16 protein-coding genes are annotated in these 21,264 nt (G+C 43.2%); 8 read left to right on the top strand and 8 right to left on the bottom strand.

Annotated features, from left to right (window positions below):
• From ACXAFJ_RS10550 to ACXAFJ_RS10540, 3 genes are read left to right on the top strand one after another with little or no spacing between them, the layout of a single operon-like run.
• On the top strand, positions 1-969 hold the full coding sequence (locus ACXAFJ_RS10550; RefSeq protein WP_475323289.1) for a type II secretion system F family protein: 969 nt from the start codon (positions 1-3) through the stop codon (positions 967-969).
• Between the two features lie 14 nt (positions 970-983).
• Entirely contained in the window at positions 984-1,925 is a 942-nt protein-coding gene (locus ACXAFJ_RS10545) for a type II secretion system F family protein (RefSeq protein WP_475323287.1), read from the top strand.
• Positions 1,926-1,935: 10 nt separating this feature from the next.
• Positions 1,936-2,940 carry a tetratricopeptide repeat protein gene (locus ACXAFJ_RS10540; protein WP_475323286.1) on the top strand — a complete coding sequence of 335 codons (1,005 nt, stop codon included), beginning with the start codon at positions 1,936-1,938 and terminating at the stop codon, positions 2,938-2,940.
• A gap of 297 nt (positions 2,941-3,237) precedes the next feature.
• On the opposite strand, the gene chrA is transcribed toward ACXAFJ_RS10540, so the two are convergent.
• The 3 genes from chrA to ACXAFJ_RS10525 all read right to left on the bottom strand — a co-directional run bounded on the left by chrA (position 3,238) and on the right by ACXAFJ_RS10525 (position 6,322).
• Complete coding sequence (chrA, locus tag ACXAFJ_RS10535; protein ID WP_475323284.1) at positions 3,238-4,395, bottom strand: chromate efflux transporter; 1,158 nt, start codon at positions 4,393-4,395, stop codon at positions 3,238-3,240.
• A 147-nt stretch (positions 4,396-4,542) separates the two neighbouring features.
• The gene (locus tag ACXAFJ_RS10530) at positions 4,543-5,616 is read right to left on the bottom strand and encodes a phosphatase PAP2 family protein (RefSeq protein ID WP_475323282.1); all 1,074 of its coding nucleotides are present in this window, start codon (positions 5,614-5,616) and stop codon (positions 4,543-4,545) included.
• Between the two features lie 133 nt (positions 5,617-5,749).
• Positions 5,750-6,322 carry a gamma-glutamylcyclotransferase family protein gene (locus tag ACXAFJ_RS10525; RefSeq protein WP_475323281.1) on the bottom strand — a complete coding sequence of 191 codons (573 nt, stop codon included), beginning with the start codon at positions 6,320-6,322 and terminating at the stop codon, positions 5,750-5,752.
• Positions 6,323-6,550: 228 nt separating this feature from the next.
• On the opposite strand from ACXAFJ_RS10525, the gene ACXAFJ_RS10520 reads away from it, so the two are divergent.
• Entirely contained in the window at positions 6,551-7,735 is a 1,185-nt protein-coding gene (locus tag ACXAFJ_RS10520; protein WP_475323280.1) for an NnrS family protein, read from the top strand.
• 23 nt (positions 7,736-7,758) lie between these two features.
• On the opposite strand, the gene ACXAFJ_RS10515 is transcribed toward ACXAFJ_RS10520, so the two are convergent.
• Complete coding sequence (locus tag ACXAFJ_RS10515; protein WP_475323278.1) at positions 7,759-8,175, bottom strand: BLUF domain-containing protein; 417 nt, start codon at positions 8,173-8,175, stop codon at positions 7,759-7,761.
• A 62-nt stretch (positions 8,176-8,237) separates the two neighbouring features.
• Between ACXAFJ_RS10515 and ACXAFJ_RS10510 the strand changes: the two genes are divergently transcribed.
• Positions 8,238-9,941: a sensor histidine kinase gene (locus ACXAFJ_RS10510; protein WP_475323277.1), complete on the top strand. Its 1,704-nt coding sequence runs from the start codon at positions 8,238-8,240 to the stop codon at positions 9,939-9,941.
• A gap of 45 nt (positions 9,942-9,986) precedes the next feature.
• Here the strand turns inward: ACXAFJ_RS10510 and dapD are convergent, their stop codons facing one another.
• Both dapD and ACXAFJ_RS10500 read right to left on the bottom strand, forming a co-directional pair.
• Positions 9,987-11,018 carry a 2,3,4,5-tetrahydropyridine-2,6-dicarboxylate N-succinyltransferase gene (gene dapD / locus ACXAFJ_RS10505; RefSeq protein WP_475323276.1) on the bottom strand — a complete coding sequence of 344 codons (1,032 nt, stop codon included), beginning with the start codon at positions 11,016-11,018 and terminating at the stop codon, positions 9,987-9,989.
• Between the two features lie 371 nt (positions 11,019-11,389).
• Entirely contained in the window at positions 11,390-11,998 is a 609-nt protein-coding gene (locus tag ACXAFJ_RS10500; RefSeq protein WP_475323274.1) for a peroxiredoxin C, read from the bottom strand.
• Between the two features lie 236 nt (positions 11,999-12,234).
• Between ACXAFJ_RS10500 and ACXAFJ_RS10495 the strand changes: the two genes are divergently transcribed.
• From ACXAFJ_RS10495 to aceA, 3 genes are all read left to right on the top strand, one after another.
• On the top strand, positions 12,235-13,140 hold the full coding sequence (locus tag ACXAFJ_RS10495; protein ID WP_475323273.1) for a hydrogen peroxide-inducible genes activator: 906 nt from the start codon (positions 12,235-12,237) through the stop codon (positions 13,138-13,140).
• A 621-nt stretch (positions 13,141-13,761) separates the two neighbouring features.
• Positions 13,762-15,432: a malate synthase A gene (gene aceB, locus ACXAFJ_RS10490; RefSeq protein ID WP_475323272.1), complete on the top strand. Its 1,671-nt coding sequence runs from the start codon at positions 13,762-13,764 to the stop codon at positions 15,430-15,432.
• A gap of 149 nt (positions 15,433-15,581) precedes the next feature.
• Positions 15,582-16,892 carry an isocitrate lyase gene (aceA, locus tag ACXAFJ_RS10485; RefSeq protein WP_475323270.1) on the top strand — a complete coding sequence of 437 codons (1,311 nt, stop codon included), beginning with the start codon at positions 15,582-15,584 and terminating at the stop codon, positions 16,890-16,892.
• 83 nt (positions 16,893-16,975) lie between these two features.
• On the opposite strand, the gene ACXAFJ_RS10480 is transcribed toward aceA, so the two are convergent.
• Both ACXAFJ_RS10480 and ACXAFJ_RS10475 read right to left on the bottom strand, forming a co-directional pair.
• Complete coding sequence (locus ACXAFJ_RS10480) at positions 16,976-18,919, bottom strand: methyl-accepting chemotaxis protein (RefSeq protein WP_475323269.1); 1,944 nt, start codon at positions 18,917-18,919, stop codon at positions 16,976-16,978.
• Positions 18,920-19,262: 343 nt separating this feature from the next.
• Complete coding sequence (locus ACXAFJ_RS10475; RefSeq protein ID WP_475323267.1) at positions 19,263-21,194, bottom strand: HAMP domain-containing methyl-accepting chemotaxis protein; 1,932 nt, start codon at positions 21,192-21,194, stop codon at positions 19,263-19,265.
• Positions 21,195-21,264: the final 70 nt, after the last annotated feature.

Here is a 21,264-nt window from a genome sequence, read left to right as displayed (position 1 = left end):
ATGTTCGAAGATGCCACACTGTTTTTTGTACTATTGTTTTTTGCGGTGCTGTTTATCTCGCAAGCGCTTATCTTGCCGGCAGCAGGTAGCAAAGCAAAACACAAGGAGCTCTCGAAGCGTCTCAAACTATCCCAAGCAAACCTCGATGAGCAAGCAAGATCACTATTACAAGAGCACTATTTGAAAAGTCTGTCTCCATTAGACAGAAGATTGGTGAAAATTGGGATTTTTGCGTCTATTAAAAAGTCGATTGAGCTATCTGGGTATGACTGGAGCCTCTCAAAAACAATAACTTTAACCACGGTTATAGCCTTGTTAACAGCACTGACTTTAGTTGCTTTGGGGCAGCCATTTTTTGTTCCTGTTGCCGCTTTTGTTGGTGTATGGGTAGTGCTGCATATGTGGCTCCAAAAACGTATTTCTGATCGTTTATCCAAATTTGAAGAGCAACTACCTGAAGCGTTGGACATTATGCGTCGGATGCTACAAGCAGGCCAACCTGTTACCCAAGCTTTCAATGAAGTGGGTAATGAAATGAAAGATCCTATCGCTGTTGAGTTTAAAAATACGTTCAATTTGCTTAATTACGGTTACGACATGAGGCTGGCTATTATGCAAATGGCAGAACGTACGCCCACTGTATCGATGTTGGCCTTTTCTAGTGCGGTATTACTGCAAAAAGAAACCGGTGGTAACTTGTCGGAGAACTTAGAAAAGGTATCAGGCGTGTTGAGGGCTCGGTTTAAGCTACAAAGGAAAATTAAAACTATTTCTGCTGAGAGTCGATTGTCTGCTTGGATACTTGTTTTGTCTCCATTTGTTTTATTTATCGGTATGTATCTGATTCACCCTGCTTATGTTGAGCCTCTTTATACAGATCCAAGAGGAATGACTTTAGTCAGTGGTGGAATTGTGAGTTTGTTTATCGGTTCTATTTGGATACGCAATATCATTAATTTTGAGGTGTAGTCATGCTAGACATAATGATTGAATGGCTATCCATACTAAACTTTGATCTTGATGATCAAGTTGTTGTTTTAACATTAGTTCTGCTCTCAACCATCGCTTTTATAATGACGACTGCATTTATCTTTGTGGGAAGCAAATCTCCTTTGCAGAAGAAGATAGAGCAAATTAGAAAATCAGATAATTCCGACAAGTTGAAGAAAAACCGTGGGTTAAGTTCAACTCTTGAATCTCTAGCTCCTGTTATGGCCCCCAAAGATAACAAAAACACTGAGAGTATACGGCATCAGCTAATGCATGCTGGTTTTCATGACTCAAATGCAATTACTGTGTTTTATGCAGCAAAAGGGTTGTCGTTAGTATTGGGGCTTGGGACGGCGGCCCTACTGTTTTTTTTCCAATCCGATATGGCGAACCTTAATTTAGCATTGATAGGGAGTGTCGCTGCTGGTGTCTATTCTCCTAATGTAGTTCTTAATCGATTGGTAAAAAAAAGGCAGTCCAAAGTTAGGGCTGGTGTTCCTGATGCATTAGATCTATTGGTGGTTTGTACTGAATCTGGATTAGGTTTCAATGCAGCTCTCAGACGAGTCGCCGATGAGCTCGTAATTTCTCACCCCGACTTTGCCGATGAGTTAGATACGGTATGTGCCAAGATAAAAGCAGGCATAGAAATGTCTGATGCTTTTGATGAGTTAATTGAAAGAACCGGCATAAGTGAGATTACAGGGTTGGTAAACATGCTGGCTCACGCATCAAAAATTGGCGGTAGTCTAGCTCAAACTCTACGAGAGTACACCGAAGATTATCGCGACAAAAGAAATCAAGAAGTAGAAGAAATTGCAGCAAAAATTCCAACAAAGATGATATTTCCACTATTACTATTTATATGGCCTTGTTTTTTCATAGTGGCAATTGGTCCTTCAATGTTGTCTTTGACATCCACTTTGGGCAACTAAGGAGAAGCTCTTGAGTTTAACTAAATATCTTGTCTTTGCTTGTGTATCGGTACTTGTGGCATGTTCAAGTGAGCCTGTAGGCCCCAATTACGATCTTTCTCTCTACGATGGACAACCCATCGACTCACTCACCACTGACGCTCCACCTGAAACCGAACAAGAGGGCATCAAACGCGGTGATATGGCCTTGAGCAATGGTCAGTTTGATTTGGCATTGTATGAGTACATTCGTTCATTGGCGTTTGAACCCGGACAATACAAGAGTAAAACGCTGTATAACATTGGCCGCATCCACCAATTACGTGGCAACAATGGCCTAGCTGAACGCGCTTATCGAATGGCGCTGCAAAATGAACCTAGCCACGCACCGTCATTAGCGCAGCTGGGCAACAGCAAAGTTAAATCTGGAATGACAGATGAAGGCAAAATTTTGTTGATTCAGGCGATCAACTCCGATCAACTTCGTCAGAACATCCCAATTGATTTGCCGGTTGAGATTCTTCCAGATTGGCGTCAGGCCAAGCGTTTACAGATTGATGGACAATCTCCTGTCGAGGCATACAACGCTTTAGGTGTAATTGCGGACCTTGAAGCGCGCCATCGGGTTGCCCAGCAGTTGTACATTAAGATCCTTGAAGTTCAAGATAATCATTTGAACGCCAATACCAACTTGGGTTACTCCTACTACATGGATGGCAATTATGACCTAGCGCAACGCTTTACTCTCAAGGCGTTAGATATTAAATCTGATGACGAAAAAGCACTCAACAACTTAGCCTTGGTGTATATAGGTAAAGGCGAAGTAAATCGCGCGCTGAATGTGTTTAAGCAGCAGATGGAAACACCGGAAGCGCTAAACAATGTGGGTTACTTCTTGATATTGCACGGCAAGCCCGATCAGGCGGTGCCGTATCTGCAACAAGCGATTGACTTAAAGCCAACTTATTACCCCACCGCCAACAAAAATCTCGAATGGGCGTTGTCTAAAATTCGCGAGCAGGAAGTCAGTAATTAGTGCGTGTTGACCTTTCGAGCTGATTTTTGCAGCAGTTTGCGGGCTGTCTATACAAGAAAGAGGCTTTGATATGTAGTTATTCTACCTGATAAGCCGATAACGCTTTAGAAAGTGGCCGCAAACGCCGCCCGAAGGGTTCGGCTAAAAGCGTTTTTCTCATTGTTGAGAGGTGTTTTGCTTAGAATGACTAAGCTACAAACCTCTCGCCGCGATTAAAACGCTTTTATCTCGAACAAAATTTAACCGCGAAAGGTCAACACGCCCTAAGCTGACTTCCCATGAGATTATCAAATATGTTTAGCTAAGAAGCGCAGTAACATATGGCTGTGCCAGTCCCATGGCAATAAAGCTAATAACCAGAGTCAGAATCGATACTTTAGTTTGTTTCAGCAGAGCAAACCCGACTAATACCATCGCCATATCAACACCACTAACGACACTGGTCGTGAAAATGGGTTGATATAACGCAGCTGCCAATAATCCCACCACACTGGCATTCACGCCCATCAGAGCCCCTTTCACTTTGGGTTTACTGGACAAGGCTTGCCAATGAGTTAATACGCCAATCAATAACAAAAAGCCGGGTAAAAACACTGCAAATGTGGCGAGTAATGCCCCTAAGACTGGAGTTTGGGGAAGGAGGTGGTAGCCAAGATAAGTGGCAAAAGTAAACATTGGTCCCGGTACTGCTTGAGCAGCGGCATAACCAGTTAAGAACACATCTTGGCCAACTTGCTCACCAACGGTGTTTTGTAACAGGGGTAATACCACATGACCGCCACCGAACACCAAACTACCAGCTTGATAAAAGTCGTTAATCAATGCGACCCATAAATACTGGTCAGCAAGTAAAGGCAGTGAGATAAACAACAAAGCAAAAAGAAGGATAGGCCACCAAGTCGGGGAGAATTTGCTTTTGGTTGGCTGCGCATTCTCTTTCAAAAATACGGCACCAAGAATAGCGGCAATAACTAATATACTCAGTTGCAGCCCTAAGCTCGGCACAACAATTAAGCCAATGGCGGTGACAGCTGCGATCCAGACGGTTAAATGACGTTGGCAAAAGTTTTTATACATGCCCCAAGTGGCGTCTGCCACGACCACAACGGCAAGTAATTTAAGTCCGTGAACAATGGCGTCAAACCAATGGGTATCCATAACCGAAGTGCTAACCAGCGCTAACACGATCATCAAAATAACCGAGGGCAGGGTAAACCCGATAAACGCCATGAGTCCGCCCAGTAATCCGGCTTTTTGATAGCCAAGCGCAAAGCCGACTTGGCTTGAGCCGGGGCCGGGTAGAAATTGACTGAGTGCGACGATCTGCGCGTAATCTTGATCGGAAAGCCAAGCGCGTTTTTCAACAAAGGTTTGTCTAAAATAGCCGATATGAGCAGCGGGCCCGCCAAAGCTTACCCAACCGAGCGAAAAGAAAATTTTAAAAATCTGCCACATAGTCTGTTCATTCTGTGTGTACATAAAATGCTAAGTTAGCGCATCACAAGTACAAGGTTGATGTTATTTTGAGGCGACATTTTAATGCAGCTAGGCAGTGAAGGATGCAAAAAAAGTGTATGAATTTTTTGTGTCAGCGTTACTACCTTACCTTGAGTAGTGACGATCAACCCATTTACCGACAAGCCACCAAAGTAGCAGGGTGAGCACAATACTGACATAGCCATCTATGGCGTAGTGCCATGCGAGATGCACAGAACCAATCTGGATAATCAATACATAGGCCCACATCACCCAGCCGAGCTTTTTATTGATTCTTCCGCCTAACAGCGCCAATAACACCGAGATAGATAGGTGCATACTTGGCATGGCGGAGATACCCACACCGATACCTTGCTCTCTATCGATGTAGCGGTCCCATAACATGTCTTGAACATCTATGGCCCAAATCGGAAACCAACCTAGACCGAGTAAATATTGATACTGATTATGCAGACGCTCCATAAGTGAGGTGTACATTTGCCAATCACCGTTGAGCCGCTCGACATAACAAGGGCCAGCGGAAGAAAGCAGCGTGGCCAGTATTGCACCGAGAATTAACCAAGCTGACATAAATGACAAAATGAAGTGTGCACGTAGATGACGGTCTGACTTTCTCAAAATTACCCAAACCACCGAGCCCCACATCAAGATAAACCACAAGTGATAGAAAAAATTGATTAGCCAAGTCGCCAGAGGGTGTGAAAACCAAAGGTGTGTCCATTCCCAAGGGGAGCGTCCAAAGTGCAGCCACTTGTCCCATTGATAGAACAAAAGGTCAAAATGATAAGGATGCAAATCGGGAATCATCATTTTGATAAAGGTGTAGCTGGAAAAGGTAAAATTTAATGCCAACACAATTAGAATAAACGCAGCGCTTTGATGCCAAGGTTTGAAGTTACGAGCTAAGACAAGAAGATAATTTTTAAGTGGTGCAGGGTGTCTTTGTACAAGCATCAACATATAGAAATACGCGCTCCAAGATAAGAAGCTAACGTAGACTACACTGGTCGTTGTTTTTAGGTAGGTTCCTAAGCTGAACTGCATTGGTGTACTTTCTTTGGTAAGAACAAGAAAAACGACGAATAAAAGGCAGGTCACGAGGATATACCAAAACAGCAAAGCGTCTTGGCGTAACTCTTCAAGTAAAGATGAAACAAACCCAGAGTGGCTGGTGGACACAGAGTAAACCTCGATTGGATTAGAGTGGTCGGGTTACTACATTAAATTTAGCTGTTAGGTGGGCTTATAACAAAAAATCCTCAGCTTTTGTAAAGTTGAGGACTTTTTATCGGTTTGGTTTTACTGAGTACTGTTAGCTCAGTTCGCCCACTTTTACGTCGTGGATTAGGCCGTCTATTTGTTGCTGAATTTGCTTCGGGATATCAACTCGATTGCCGTATTTGGGCCGCTCTCGGTCATTTTCTAATGGGAAGTGCCAGCCTACAGTTTGCTGCACAAAACTTTTGGCAAATTCGGGAGACACCTCTAGGCAACCGGCGAGAACCGTATCGACGTAGGTTTGCACGATGGGCGAAATGGAACATGGTGGTTCCGGTGAATCGGTAACATACACCCAAACTTTGCTGTCCGAGTTTAGTGGTGTTTCGACTTCGATGTCATCAAGGCTTAATTCCACACGCTGGTAGCTGCGCTCGCGTGTGTCAAAGTCAGAGAGGGCTTCTTCTTCAACTTTTACTAGCACGCCATTCACTTGCCCATCGCCTTTGTTAACAATCAAAGGGGAAATCACATATGAGTCATCAACTTTACTCCAATAGCGAACAAGGCCATTAACTACCGCAGGAATGCCGCCAGAAGTTTGTCCGGTTAGGCGTCGAGACTCTGAGTTCATCAAACTGCCATAACCAAAAATGTAGTGTGTCATTGGGATCTCCATGGAAATAGCTAGAACCAGCCAGCTTATTGAGAAACATTACCAACAACTTATCGACTTAACGCTTAGATTGAAAGGTATATAAGAAAGTTTTTTATATCTAATCGTTATATCTCCTAGCGAAGTAATAAAAACACGTCATACGCGTGTTGGCACTTGATAATACTCAAGCAGTGAAAGTGAACGTCATTGGTAAGTTGGTCATCGGAGGATGTGACGATGATTAATATTACTGATAAGGCACAACAAGAAAAAATTTGCCCATTGTTTCGCTTAGGTTTTAGGCCATTTTTCCTGTTTGGTTGTGCATACGGGGCGTTTGCAGTTGCGGTTTGGGTATGGATGTTTCAATCCGGTAATACACAGACATTGTCGGTGCCTCCACTTTGGTGGCACGTTCATGAAATGTTCTTTGGCTTTGCAATGGCAATCGTGGCAGGGTTCCTGTTAACTGCCGTGCAAAACTGGACCGGACAAACTGGAACACAGAGCACAAGACTGTTTGTTATTTTTGCACTCTGGTTGGCGCCCCGAATATTACTTTGGACTCCTGCGCCATTGTGGCTGACGTCGAGTATCGAAGCACTATTCCTAGCCTTGGTCGCTTATGAGATTTTTTGGCGTGCATGGTATGGAAAAAACTACAAAAACTTGTGGTTTGCGCCATTTTTATTGATGGCTGCGTTAGTCAATTTTGCAAGCTATGCAACGATTAAAGGTTTGCCTCCGTTTTCATCGTCAGCAGTTTGGCAGGCAATGATATGGTGGTTTGCTCTACTGTTATCCGTTATGGGTGGGCGAGTTATCCCATTTTTTACAGCTCGAAGGTATCAGCTTGATACTCCTAAGCCATTATTTATATTGGATCTAGCGTGTCATTTGTCACTGTTTGCTCTGTTGGTTTTGAGTTTCTTTTCATTGAGCTACAACGAGTTACAAAGTCCATTAATGATATTTGCAGGAGTGTGCCAGCTGATCAGAATGGTAAGGTGGAGAGGTTGGATTAGTCTAAAAGAGCCTTTGGTATGGTCACTGCACTTATCTTATTTGTGTTTGCCGGCGAGTTTGCTGTTCAGAGGAGTTTTTGGCGTAAGTGGTGAGTCGCACGCGTTTATCCACCTTTTTGTCATTGGTGCTTTAGCGGGACTAATTTTGGCTATGGTCGCGCGAGTTAGCTTAGGGCATACGGGCCGTAATATTTATCAAGGTCCGAATATGGCATGGGCATTTGGTTTGTTAATACTTGGAGCTATGGTTCGTTCAGTGGGCGTTGCTTTTTGGCCTGCCGAGATCATATTACTCATTAATGTCAGCGCAATCTTGTGGGTATTAGCCTTTGCGGTATTTATCTGGTTCTACTTTCCAATACTGACGAAACCTAGAGTTGATGGGCATCCAGGATAAGCCAATATCAAAGGTGTAAGTAACTAGATTTTTGTTTGTGATTTAGAAAGCTCAAAAAGCAGCCTCGATGCTTGTTGGTTGGACAGTTTTGTAGGGTCAAATTGTTCTAAATTTAGCGCTTTCAGCTGCTCTTTCATTACGTCACTACTTCCCGCGTAACCCATGTTCCAATTGGGGAAGGCGGGTTTTTCGATCGGTTGCACTCCCATAATAACTACAGTGTGATGTCTATCGTCATCGGCAATCGTCAGAAATAGTTCAGTGACGTCTTTCGCTTCCCCTTCGAGAATTTGCAAGAAGTAATTGTTGTCATAACAAAGCATTCCACAAATATTTTGTTCATTGTTATTACTTCGAGCAACATCGAGAATATCTTTCATATCAGATAAGTTCATATCTCGTGTTGCTTCGCTGAAGTACAGTAGTCGGATGATTGCCATAACTTTCCTCTGCTTTTTATATGCACTATGTTTAATTTAGCCGAATATTATGGGAGTGCAAAATGAGTAAGTTGTTAGTCTTGTCGTCAAATCAGGAGCTTATAAAACAACTCGATAATCATTCTCCCGCTTGTCTAACGAAGCTCAGGGCGATAAAAAAATGGATTAGAACAAATACTAGCGGTGTGATCCTAATCGATTGTCGAGATCTAGATCAGGATATAGCGACGCAAATTGTAGGGTATTGCCGGCAAAGTACGAATAACCAAGTTATAGCTATTTGGGGAGTAGTACAGAACTCAGATAGTAAGTTTGACAACTTAGATATTTTTGACCGTACCATTTCAATTAGCTCAGATCATATACAAGCGTCAGATATACCAATAGAGGAGCTGAACAAAGAGTTACACCGACAAGCCTGTATAGAGTCTCAAAATCGTGAGTTTCTCTCACAGTTGGAACTTTTTTCTACAATAAATCGTTTTAATATCAGGGGATTATCTGTTACTCAATCGTTGACCGAGTTTATCCAAGTATTAGATAGATTTTGCGGTGCAAAAAAGACCCTACTTTTTAGACACATAAATAATCCGCAACAAGAAACTAAGTGTTTTAAGTTAGATGAAAACAATCACACTGATCTCACAAGTCTTGAAAAAGATTCACCTTATTGGAACTTGAAAGAACGATTGAGCGAGAGTAAGCAGCCGAATATCGTTTTTTCTAATGCAGAATTTCCAGACAGTATGTTGTTTTTCCCGATTGTTGTTTTGGAGAGTATTGCTTGCGTAGTCGTTTGTATTATTGATGAGGAGAGCATGGATAAGCTATCGATAAAAAATGTAAAAGTATTTGAAGAAGCCGCTATCCAGCTAAAAATAAACTTAGAGAATATTGAATCGCAACGTCGAACTAAACATCATTATCAAAGGCTAAAAGGGACACTGACGGAATTACAAATCGCTAAGGACAAAATTGTTCATACAGAAAAAATGGCGACGTTGGGACAACTGGCAGCTGGAATTGCCCATGAAATTAATAACCCTCTAGGCATTGCTATTAGCAATATAGATCCTTTAGAACAGTACTTTGGCTCAGTTGTTTCTGTATTAGAAATGCATGATCGCTTAATGGCACAAGTCGATAACAGTGAAACTGAAGAATACTCCAAGAAAATTAATGACTACAACCTAGAAGAAGTGAAAAGTGACTTATCCGAACTGTTGTCTGAGTCACGATCTGGTCTCATCAGAGTAAAAAATATTGTGGCAGATCTCAGTACCTTTGCGTCAAATGATGAAGCAAAGCTAGACGAATGCCTTATTTATGAAGTGGTGGACGAGGTACTAAAAATGAACCGCTATCAATCAAAAAATGAGGTGGGAGTTAACAATACAATCGCAAAATCTATGCGCTTAAAATCCAATAAAAGGCTTTTTCATCAGTTGATGAATAACCTTCTTGTCAACGCCATCGAAGCAGCTGATGCAATCGGTGAAGATGGAGTTGTGAGGATCGGTTTTGATTCCGATTCACATTCTATTTATGTAAGTGACAATGGCTCTGGCATATTAGACGAACACAAAAATAAAGTATTTGATCCATTCTTTACTACTAAGAGCTTAAACAAAGGCGTCGGTATGGGCTTAACGGTTGCCAATAATATTGCTAATGAGTTGGGCTTCAACTTAGCTATAAAAGAGACCTCACCCTCAGGCACGACCTTTGCCGTTGGGATTCCAGAACCGGCATTATTGGCGCAATAAAAGCCGTCGCCTATAAGCGAGGGCTTTTCATTTCAATTAAGCAAATTAGTTATTGCTGTGCAATTCGCTGTTTAGTTCAACCGCAGTCTTGTTCGCTAGACACTCGATTTGACCTGTTACGGAATTACGGCGGAATAGCAAATCAGAAACACCAGCTAGGTCGCGAGCTTTCACCACTTCTACTTCGTTACCATCAGAATCAAGCATACGTACTTTTGCACCAGCGGTAACGTAGAGACCAGACTCAACTGTACAACGGTCACCTAGAGGGAAACCAAGACCTGCGTTTGCACCCAGTAGAGAATTTTCGCCGATAGACACGACCACAGTACCGCCACCAGACAGGGTACCCATGATAGACGCACCGCCACCGATGTCTGAACCATTACCGACCACTACGCCAGCAGAAATACGGCCTTCAACCATGCTCACGCCTGTTGTACCTGCATTGAAGTTGATGAAGCCTTCGTGCATAACCGTTGTGCCTTCACCAACGTGTGCGCCAAGACGAACGCGAGATGTATCTGCAATACGAACACCAGCTGGAACCACGTAGTCCACCATTTTAGGGAACTTATCTACGCAATCTACAGACAGTGAACGGCCTGCTAGGCGAGCTTCGATTTGACGATCGGCTAGTTCTGGTAGATCGATAGGGCCTTCGTTAGTCCATGCGATGTTGTGCAGTAGGCCGAAGATGCCGTCAAGAACAGTACCGTGTGGCTGCACTAGACGGTTTGAGATAAGTTGTAGTTTAAGGAAACCTTCAGCAACAGAAGTTGGTTTCTCGTCAGCTGCGAGAACAACAAGTACAAGTGGCTGTTCAGAATTTGCTGCTTTTTCAGCAAAATCGGCGTTTTTAACGTCAGCGTGAGATGCAAATGCTAGTGCCAACTCTGCACTTTGCGCAGCAGTAACTTCTACTGCTTGGTTACCTGAGGTGTAGTCAGTTACTTGAGCAATAGCGCTTACCAATTCGTCGCTAGGGTTTAATACTGGATTTGGGAAAAAAGCTTCGATGATTTTACCATCACGATTTTTGGTAGCAGTACCAAAGCCGAGTGCGAAGTTGGCCATAGAATATCTCCGTATTTATCTATATACGCGTATGCGTGAATGTTTAATTTTGTAGAGCTAGGGTTCAGCTCTGAAACTTGCTGATTGTCATCATAGTGACCGACAATCGCGCTGAAAAGCGAAATTAAAAAGAAAGTCTGCGAATCGATATGCGTTGTCTTATTAAAGATATCTTACTCCAGAAAGAAAGTGTATCTCAAAAGAAATTCCATTATTGAGTCGGCGTCTTAAAGATAGCCTGGCGACGGAATCGATGTTTTTTCGTAGATATATTCGCAATAAAAAGCCCGACACTAGGTCGGGCTTTATGACTTTACTTCATTGGCTGAGTTATTTTTTATGTCCAACCAACCCTGTTGAGCTCAGGGAGATTACTTAGCTAGGTCGCTAGAGTGCTCAGATAGGAATGCAGCTACGCCGTCTGGAGACGCGTCCATACCTGCTTTACCTTCTTCCCACTGTGCTGGACACACTTCACCGTTCTTCTGGTGGAAGTTTAGTGCGTCAACCATACGTAGCATTTCATCGATGTTACGGCCTAGAGGTAGGTCGTTAACTACTTGGTGACGTACAACGCCTTCTTCATCGATTAGGAAAGAACCACGGAAAGCAACGCCTGCTTCTGGGTGCTCAACGTCGTACGCTTTGCAGATTTCGTGCTTAACGTCAGCAACTAGAGGGTATTTAACTGGACCAATACCGCCATCTTCGATAGCAGTGTTACGCCATGCGTTGTGAGAGAACTGAGAATCGATAGATACGCCGATTACTTCTACGCCTTTAGCTTGGAAATCAGCTAGACGGTTGTCGAACGCGATTAGTTCTGATGGGCAAACGAAAGTGAAGTCTAGTGGGTAAAAGAATACAACGGCTTTTTTACCTTTAGTGAATTCAGCGAAGTTGAAGTTCTCAACGATCTCACCGTTGCCTAGTACTGCAGCTGCAGTAAAGTCAGGTGCTTGACGACCAACTAGTACCATTGTTATTGCTCCTAAAAAATATTATGAAAACCAAAAAACCGCATTGGGTTTCTCGGTGCTTTGTGCTTCGACAACAACTATAGTACAAATAGCTAACTAGAAAAAAGTGAAATAAATAGATTAATTCAATCGAAAAAAGCGATAAGTGTATTTTTGTTTATACACTAACCACTTGTTATTTCGAATGATTCTCAGTTAGCTCGTTTTAGACAATATAAGTGGAGTAATAGACGCAAATGAATAAGTGGCCAAGTTTAAAACAACTGCATTATTTGGTGACCTTATTTGAGACTCGTCACTTTGGTGAAGCGGCAGAGCGTTGCTATGTCAGTCAATCTACCTTGAGTAAAGGTATCCAGAACTTAGAGGAACTGATTGGTTGCCCTCTGTACGAGAAAAAAGATAAAAAATCACCGTTAGTCTTTACTCTGGCTGGTGAAAAAGTGGTGCAACAAGGCAGGGAGTTGCTTGCCAAAGGACAAGATCTGGTTGAGCTGGGTAAGGCGTGCCAAGGTGATGTGATGCAAGGCAAGCTTAGGTTGGGGTGTATTCCAACTATTGCACCTTTTTTACTGTGTGATTTGGTGCAAGAGGTCAATTATCGGTACCCGGACCTGAACTTATTATTAAGAGAAGACACCACATCCAATTTACTTGAAGCTTTGCGACACGGAGAGTTAGACGTTCTTGTGTTGGCATTGCCTGTCGACATCGATGGTATGGAAAGCAAAGTCGTTGGCCACGATCCATTTAAAATGATCATTAGCCGCAATCAAGCGGATGGAATCAGAGTTCCAATTCGTTACGACGACTTACCAGATGAGTTTGTATTTTTACTCGAAAAAGAACACTGTTTGACGGAACATGCGGTCTCCGCTTGCCAGCTAACGGCAAAAGAAAAAATCAATCCATTCACTGCTACCAGTCTTCATACACTGGTTCAAATGGTCGCGAATGGCATGGGGACCACTTTCATTCCCCAAATGGCGATTGATCACGGTCTTCTTGATAATCAGAATATTGTGGTGGTGGATGCACCCGGACAGCAAGCATATCGAGATATTGGCTTAGTATGGCGACCGAGTTCATCGCGCGTCAATACCTTTGAGCAACTGGCTCATTTGGTTTCAGAGTTACTGTAAACAATACATTTTGTTAATCTGCTATTTTTGCCAAATACGCCATTAGTCTTATATGCTTTGGGTGGAGATATATGCTGCCATTTACCTTCTAAATGAATTTATCTGCTATTTGGCGATTTTTACTTGTAAAATTTTACAGCAAATCCGGCGAGTACTTTTCTATACCTTGTAAAATTTCACAGTGTCAATTTTACAACTTCTTGTGTTGCGCACTTTTTCTCACTCAAAGCTAAGGCTTTGAAATTCACAAGCTCTCGACTTGATCGTTCTAGATATGACTCAAACTTTGTAAAATTTTACAATACTGAGTTTTTTATTTTCGTAATTTATCTACATTTCAATCAAGAGTGACTGAGATTTGTCACTAGAATAAAACATCAAATTCATACTTACTCACCCTTAACACTCTATTTTTGGGCTACGCTTTTTGTAGCAAAAAATCTTGATAAACCCTACCTATGTCTAGCTTGTTGATAGTGTGCTACTACGTAATAGTAGATTTATCACTTCGCTGTGAACGGGTTGAACAGCAAGTGTCTTGAGTTGGAATACAAACAAATTCAGTCGTCTTTATTGATGTTTGTGTTGTTTAAAATTTTCAAATGTAACTTGGTGGTGTAAATGAACATGATACAAGGAAAGTACAACGAAATGATGGAAGGTGGTGGAAGTACGCCTTTTGTGCAATCAGGACAAAACGCGCTTAAGCCCACACCTGTTCATGTCATTGGCGAGGTGACTGCAGAGCAACAACCGATTTTTGATACTCAAGCTCAGCAGTTTTTGTCCGCCTTGTGTCAACACTTCGCACAGAAAGTCGATGTACTACTTAATCAACGTATTGAAAGCCAAGCTAAAATCGATGGCGGTGAGCTGCCTGACTTTTTGCAAGACACCAAAGACATTCGAGAAGGTAGTTGGTCGATTCAAAGCATTCCTAAGGATCTACAAGATCGTAGAGTAGAGATCACTGGGCCGACCGACAGAAAAATGGTGATTAATGCCCTAAATGCCAACGTTAAGGTATTTATGGCCGATTTCGAAGATTCCATGTCACCAGCTTGGTCTAGCTTACTTGACGGTCAAATCAATTTACGCGATGCGGTGCAAGGCACCATTAGCTACACAAACTCTGCAAACGGCAAGCATTACGAATTAAACCCAGATCCGGCGGTACTTATTTGTCGCGTGCGCGGTTTGCATTTAAAAGAAAAACACGTGCATTTTGATGGACAGCCCATTCCCGGTGCTTTGTTCGACTTTGCTTTGTATTTCGTTAATAACTACAGGCAGCTACTTGAAAAAGGCAGCGGTCCGTATTTTTACCTACCTAAACTACAAAGCTATTTAGAAGCCAAATGGTGGAGTGAAGTGTTTCATTTTACCGAAGATTACTTTGGCTTAGACACCGGAACCATTAAAGCGACAGTCCTAATTGAAACATTACCTGCAGTTTTTCAAATGGACGAAATCTTGTTCTCATTAAAAGAGCACATCGTTGGCCTGAATTGCGGTCGTTGGGATTACATTTTTAGCTACATTAAAACCCTTAAACAATACCCCGATCGGATTCTGCCTGATCGCCAATCCGTGACGATGGATCAGCCTTTCCTCAATGCCTATTCACGTCTGTTAGTTAGAACTTGTCATAACCGAGGCGCATTTGCCATGGGAGGAATGGCGGCGTTTATTCCTGCAAAAGATCCAGACATCAATAAGCAGGTACTGGAAAAAATCTACAAAGACAAATCACTCGAAGCGCAAAACGGCCACGATGGAACCTGGGTCGCTCACCCTGGATTGGCTGACACAGCAAGACAAGTGTTTGATGAAGTCTTAGGAAATCGAACAAATCAGCTTGATGTTTCCCGTGAAACCGATTCTGAAATCACCGCTGAGCAGTTATTGGCGCCGTGTGAAGGTGCCAGAACTGAGCAAGGGATGCGTCACAACATTCGCGTTGCATTGCAATACATAGAAGCGTGGATCTCCGGCAATGGTTGTGTGCCGATTTATGGATTAATGGAAGATGCAGCGACGGCCGAAATTTCACGAGCCTCGATTTGGCAGTGGATTCAGCACGAGAAGTCGTTGGATAACGGCGAGCTTGTTACTAACGAATTGTTCAATCGCTATTTATCAGAAGAAATGACAGTGGTTGAGCAAGAAGTTGGAGCAGAACGTTTTGCCAAGGGACGATATCAAGAAGCCGCTCAGTTAATGGCTAAGCTGACCACCAATTCTAAGTTGGCCGATTTCTTAACCATACCGGGTTATGACTATTTGGATTAACGAATCACCCAAGAATTTTTATGCGCCGAAGTGGCGCGTCAAACAACATCATACGCCTACGTTGAGTAGGAGATGCGAGGTTTGTTATCTCCTAGTAGTACTCGGAAGGGAAGCCCGCGCAAATGCGCACCAAGTTTGAGGAACTAACTATGTCTAATACACGCCAACAACAAATCGATGCTTTGGAAAACGATTGGGCAACCAACCCAAGATGGAAAAATGTAAAACGCCCATACAGCGCGGCAGAGGTAGTCGACCTACGTGGTTCGGTCGTTCCAGAAAACACGCTGGCACAAAAAGGGGCGGACAAGCTTTGGGCACTAGTGAACGGAGAAGCTAAAAAGGGTTACGTGAACTGTCTTGGTGCCTTGACGGGTGGTCAAGCAGTACAGCAAGCCAAAGCAGGAATCGAAGCGATTTACTTGTCGGGTTGGCAGGTAGCTGCAGATAACAACACTTCAGGCACTATGTACCCTGACCAATCACTCTATCCCGTAGATTCGGTTCCAAGTGTGGTTAAGCGCATTAACAATGCCTTCCGACGTGCCGACCAAATCCAATGGTCTAATGGAAAAACGCCAACCGATGAAGGCGGTATTGATTACTTCCTTCCTATCGTTGCCGATGCGGAAGCGGGTTTTGGTGGCGTGCTCAATGCCTATGAGTTGATGAAAGCCATGATTGATGCAGGTGCCGCTGGGGTTCACTTCGAAGACCAACTCGCCTCAGTGAAAAAATGTGGCCACATGGGTGGTAAAGTTCTGGTACCTACTCAAGAAGCCGTTCAAAAACTGGTGGCGGCTCGTCTTGCCGCCGACGTGGCAGGCACCACGACAATGGTTATTGCTCGTACCGATGCCAATGCCGCCGACCTATTGACCTCTGACTGTGACCCATATGATAAAGACTTTATTGAAGGTGAAAGAACAGCCGAAGGTTTCTACCGCGTTCGCGCAGGCATAGACCAAGCGATTTCTCGCGGTTTAGCGTATGCGCCTTATGCGGATTTGGTTTGGTGTGAAACGGCAACACCGTGTTTAGAAGAAGCGAAAAAATTTGCTGACGCTGTTCTTGCTGAACACCCAGAACAGCTACTTGCGTACAACTGCTCTCCGTCGTTTAACTGGGAGAAAAACTTGGATGCAGAAACCATTGCCAAGTTCCAGCAAGCGTTATCTGATATGGGCTACAAGTATCAATTCATCACGCTAGCCGGTGTTCACAACATGTGGTTCAACATGTTTGAGTTGGCACATGCTTACGCGCAAGGAGAGGGGATGCGTCACTACGTTGAGAAAGTTCAGCGTCCTGAATTTGCTGCTGCGGAAAAAGGGTACACCTTTGTGGCTCATCAGCAAGAAGTGGGTACGGGTTACTTTGACAAAGTCACCAACACGATTCAGGGTGGACAATCATCTGTGACGGCTTTGACCGGTTCGACGGAAGAAGATCAATTCTAAACTCTAGTTTCTAGACAGTCAGAAACAACAAGGGCCACAAAATTTTTGTGGCCCTTTTCTATCTTGCGCTGAGGTACTTTGACTTACGCAGTTTTAAAGAAACTGAGTAATTCACGCTGTTCTTTTGCCATTTCAGCTAAACGATCGCTGGCCGCTTTACTTTGTTCGATTCCCGCGACATTAGCGTTCACTAAGTCAAACGTGGTGCTTACACTTTGCGAAATATCTTGAGTGACTCCAGATTGTTCCTCAGATGCGGTGGCAACTTGTGTGTTCATATCTGAAATCAGGGTAACCGAACCCGCAATTTGCGTAAACGAACTGTCGAGTTGTTCGCTAATGTCACGGCTTTGCTCTACCAGATCAATATTGTTTTGCATAAAGGTTTTGGCTTGCTCGGCTTGTGATTGCAACTTGCTGATGATCTCTTGAATATCCACAGTAGACGTTTGTGTTTTCGCGGCTAGCGAACGAACTTCATCGGCAACCACTGCAAATCCGCGACCTTGTTCACCAGCACGCGCTGCTTCAATTGCTGCATTTAGTGCCAACAAGTTAGTTTGCTCAGAGATTTGGTTGATGACTTCGATGACGGTTTCAATTTCCATCGAGTACTCATGTAAATGAGTAACGATTTCAGTGGTGTCTTTAATCGAGGTTTCAATTTGATTAGAGATCTGGTCCGAAGACTGCAGTGCGGTCTGACCTTGTGATACGTTGTCGTTAGCTTCTACTGCAGAGCGCTCTGCATTGGCCGCATTATTACTCACTTCATTTGCAGTACTAGAGAGTTCATTAATTGCAGTCGCGACTTGTTCAATCTGAGCTAGTTCATTGTGAGCGTTAGTTTCGGTTTGGTTCATCACCGTATTCATCTCAGACGAGGCCTCCGAAACACTGTTGGAAATTTCGTGGAAGCGATTGATGATTCGTTTTAGCTCTTCTCTCATTTGTAATGTGTTAGCAAATATACCGGTTTCTTTACCCGTGACTTCAATATGGCGCGACAGATCACCATTCGCGACATCTTGAACCAGCTCTGCTATTTCAGCAGGCTCGCCACCAACAACCCGCGTGATTCCTGAATAAATTCTGTATGCAATCGCTAAAGCGATAAGGATGGCTACGATAGATAAGGAAATCAGAACTGTTTTAGCGGAAGACAACTCACTCACCATCACTGGACCAAGCGTATTTTGACGGTCAATAATTTGCAGTTTGATGTCTTCACTGATTTTGGCGATTTTCGGTCCAATTGTATCCAGCGAATTAGTAATTAATGCGTTGCGGTCTGTTATGGCGCTTTCAACTTTGGTAAATGCGGTTTGATATTCAGCGAAGGCTTTTTTGAAATCTTGGTAGTACTCAACATCAGAGCTGTTGGTCAGTTTGCCATTTAGGAGCTTTAAAGATTGTTGAATATCCGCAAATTTCTGCTTAGCGCGTTGAGCTTCTTCCGCCTGGTTATCAACCAAAAACTTCACTACGGCGATGCGAGCAATCAGAGTGTCGTCCAAAAGTCGGTTGGCAAACTCGGCATATTCGGTTTCCCCTTTGCCAATCAAAGACGAGGAGATCTTCTGCATGTCGAGATGCATTTTGGCGCCATTGGGATCCAGTTGCTCTCTCACCACAGTGTGTCTATCGGCGATAAGCAGTGAAACCTTATGGAAATCTGTTTGGTACTGCTGGGCTTGGTTTTTGACGTCGGTAAGCAATGACTTGTGCGAATCACTCAAATCTAATGCGATGGCGTTATCGAGTATTTCAATACTGGTTTGGATTCGTTCATCGACCGCAGATTTAACACTGTCAGATTGATGTTTGATGTACTTATTGGCACCTAAACGAGCTTCAAGGATGTTAGCTTGAACACGTCCTAACGCAACGTTTGCCAGCGCAGCTCCGCGATATTCGGTGAATCCTGTTGAAGTTTGATTGAACTGAAAGAAAGAACTGGCGGAAGTAACTAGAAGAAGTCCAATTACTAGTCCAAACCCTAAGATGAGTTGTTTTTTTAAAGTCATATTTTTGGTCTCTAAAGCAAGCTAAACGTAACTAAATCAGTTTAATTTTTGCGACAACTATGACGTTTGGATGTGACAATTTTTTTGTGAACCAGTGTATTTATTTGAATTATATGATTTTCTGGTTTCTTGTAATTTTGGTACTTAAGGTCAATACGACTAGTACCATATGTTTATAGTCAATGATTATAATCAACTAATTGCCTATTTGGTAGCTAATTCTTTTGTTATAGGTAAGTTGAATAAGCGTTTGTATGGTAACACTATGGTAAACAAGAAAAAAATTCGCCATTCAGAATGAACGGCGAATTTGACTTAGAAATCGTAAGGATTTGGCTAGAGATCACACTTTAAAGAAGGCTAACAGCTTCTTCTGCTCTTCCGCTAATTGATTGAGTTCCTCGCTAGCCAACTTGCTTTGTTGGATGCCGCTAACGTTTTGATTGACCAAATCAAAGGTCATACTGACGTTTTCAGAAATATCTTGAGTGACCCCGGATTGTTCTTCCGATGCTGTGGCCACTTGCGTGTTCATATCGGAAATTGCTTTGACCGAGGTGGAGATATCCCCAAAAGCACTGTCGAGTTTGGCAGATATTTCACGACTACTTTCAACCAAATGAATGTTGTTTTGCATGTAGTTATTGGCGTCTTCTGCCTGGGACTGAAGCTTGGTAATGATGTCTTGAATATCGACCGTTGATTGCTGGGTTTTTGCAGCAAGAGATCGAACTTCATCAGCCACGACGGCAAAGCCTCGGCCGTGTTCACCGGCACGAGCTGCCTCGATCGCGGCGTTTAATGCCAGCAAGTTAGTTTGGTCTGATATGTTGTTTATGACCTCTATAACACTACCGATTTCAATTGAGAAATCACGGAGTTGGTTCACAATGGTTGTGGTTTCTTCAATAGAGTGTTCTATGTCATTAGAGACCTTATCTGACTGCTGCAGGGCGTCACGGCCTTGCTCAACATTGTTAATCGCTTCATTAGCAGAGCCTTCCGCATTGGAAGCACTGTTACTAACTTCGGAAGCAGTACTAGATAATTCATTGATTGCCGTTGCGACTTGCTCGATTTGTGACAGCTCGCTTTGTGCGTTCTGTTCAGTTTTACTCATTACATTGGAAAGCTCGACGGAGGACGTTGACACACTGCCAGATATTTCAAGAAAGCGTTCAATCATACCTTTTAACTCTCTCTGCATTTGCAGGGTGTTAGCAAAAATCCCTGTTTCCTTTCCAGTGACTTCGATGTCGTTGCTCAAGTCACCGTTTGCTACTTGCTTAACAATTTGGGCGATTTCCAGTGGTTCTCCACCAACAACACCCAGTATTCCTTGGTAAATGCGATAAGCGATACCTGTACCTAGTACAATTGCGATCAGAGAGAACCCTAGCAGTAACGTTTTTGCACTACTGAGCCTTTCAACCATAGTTGGACCGAGTTGATCTTGAGAGTCAATAATTTCCAACTTGATGTCTTCTGTTACTCTCGCAATATTAGGGCCGATGGTATCAAGGGATTCTGCAATCAGTTTATTGCGAGCCAAGATAGTCTCTTGCGTGGTAACAAAGGCTTGTTGATAAATGGTTAACGCTTCTTTGTAGCGAGCCATACTGGCTTTATCCGCTGCGGTTCGCAATTGCGGTTCCAGTGTATTGGAGAAACCAGCCATTTTAGAAAAGGTTTCTTGGGCTCTTTCAGCATCTTCAACTTGGTTGTCTATCAGGAACTTCACTACTGACAAGCGGGCCGCGAGAGTGGTTTCTAACAAGTCAGTAGCGGTATCAGCCATTTTCCCAGATTTGATGGAATGAGCCAATTCACTGGCAGCGATATACATTTTGGCACCGTTGGGATCGAGCTGGTTACGTACTACCTCATGTCGAGTGCCGATGAGTTCAGACACTTTGAAAAAGTCCAGTTTGTATTGTTGGATTTGGTCGTCGATGTTATCCAGAAGTGCACGGTGTTCAGGTGTGAGATCGAGAGCAAGTGCTTTGTTAACGATGTCTATGGTTGTGGCGACTCGCTCTTCTACTTTTTTCTTAAGCTCTGGCGACTGCTCTTTTATATATTTGTTGGCAGCTAATCGTGTTTCTAGAATGTTGGCTTGAATTCGCCCAACAAATACGTTGGCACGGGCCGAGCCTCGATATTCGACAAAGCCATCACCGGTCCGGGTGAATTGCAGGTAAGAAACACTGGATGTCACTAGCAAAAGGGCTATCACTAAACCGAAGCCCAACATTAATTGATTGCGAAGGGTCATAATCAAATCTCATTTGGTTATACATATGCTCATGCCGCGTGTATTTGTTGTTCTTAATTAGTTTCATATG

The sequence above is a fragment of the Vibrio sp. ABH4_348 genome, from assembly GCF_056159765.1.
Note: the sequence above shows the minus strand (reverse complement) of the source record. Positions and strands in the feature narration are given on the sequence as shown.

Excerpts from the sequence above, each read along its gene's own strand:
- ACXAFJ_RS10550 (WP_475323289.1), top strand. The coding sequence starts at position 1 with ATGTTCGAAGATGCCACACTGTTTTTTGTACTATTGTTTTTTGCGGTG.
- ACXAFJ_RS10545 (WP_475323287.1), top strand. The coding sequence starts at position 984 with ATGATTGAATGGCTATCCATACTAAACTTTGATCTTGATGATCAAGTT.
- chrA (WP_475323284.1), bottom strand. The coding sequence starts at position 4,395 with ATGTGGCAGATTTTTAAAATTTTCTTTTCGCTCGGTTGGGTAAGCTTT.
- ACXAFJ_RS10525 (WP_475323281.1), bottom strand. The coding sequence starts at position 6,322 with ATGACACACTACATTTTTGGTTATGGCAGTTTGATGAACTCAGAGTCT.
- ACXAFJ_RS10520 (WP_475323280.1), top strand. The coding sequence starts at position 6,551 with ATGATTAATATTACTGATAAGGCACAACAAGAAAAAATTTGCCCATTG.
- ACXAFJ_RS10515 (WP_475323278.1), bottom strand. The coding sequence starts at position 8,175 with ATGGCAATCATCCGACTACTGTACTTCAGCGAAGCAACACGAGATATG.
- ACXAFJ_RS10510 (WP_475323277.1), top strand. The coding sequence starts at position 8,238 with ATGAGTAAGTTGTTAGTCTTGTCGTCAAATCAGGAGCTTATAAAACAA.
- dapD (WP_475323276.1), bottom strand. The coding sequence starts at position 11,018 with ATGGCCAACTTCGCACTCGGCTTTGGTACTGCTACCAAAAATCGTGAT.
- ACXAFJ_RS10500 (WP_475323274.1), bottom strand. The coding sequence starts at position 11,998 with ATGGTACTAGTTGGTCGTCAAGCACCTGACTTTACTGCAGCTGCAGTA.
- ACXAFJ_RS10495 (WP_475323273.1), top strand. The coding sequence starts at position 12,235 with ATGAATAAGTGGCCAAGTTTAAAACAACTGCATTATTTGGTGACCTTA.
- aceB (WP_475323272.1), top strand. The coding sequence starts at position 13,762 with ATGAACATGATACAAGGAAAGTACAACGAAATGATGGAAGGTGGTGGA.
- aceA (WP_475323270.1), top strand. The coding sequence starts at position 15,582 with ATGTCTAATACACGCCAACAACAAATCGATGCTTTGGAAAACGATTGG.
- ACXAFJ_RS10480 (WP_475323269.1), bottom strand. The coding sequence starts at position 18,919 with ATGACTTTAAAAAAACAACTCATCTTAGGGTTTGGACTAGTAATTGGA.
- ACXAFJ_RS10475 (WP_475323267.1), bottom strand. The coding sequence starts at position 21,194 with ATGACCCTTCGCAATCAATTAATGTTGGGCTTCGGTTTAGTGATAGCC.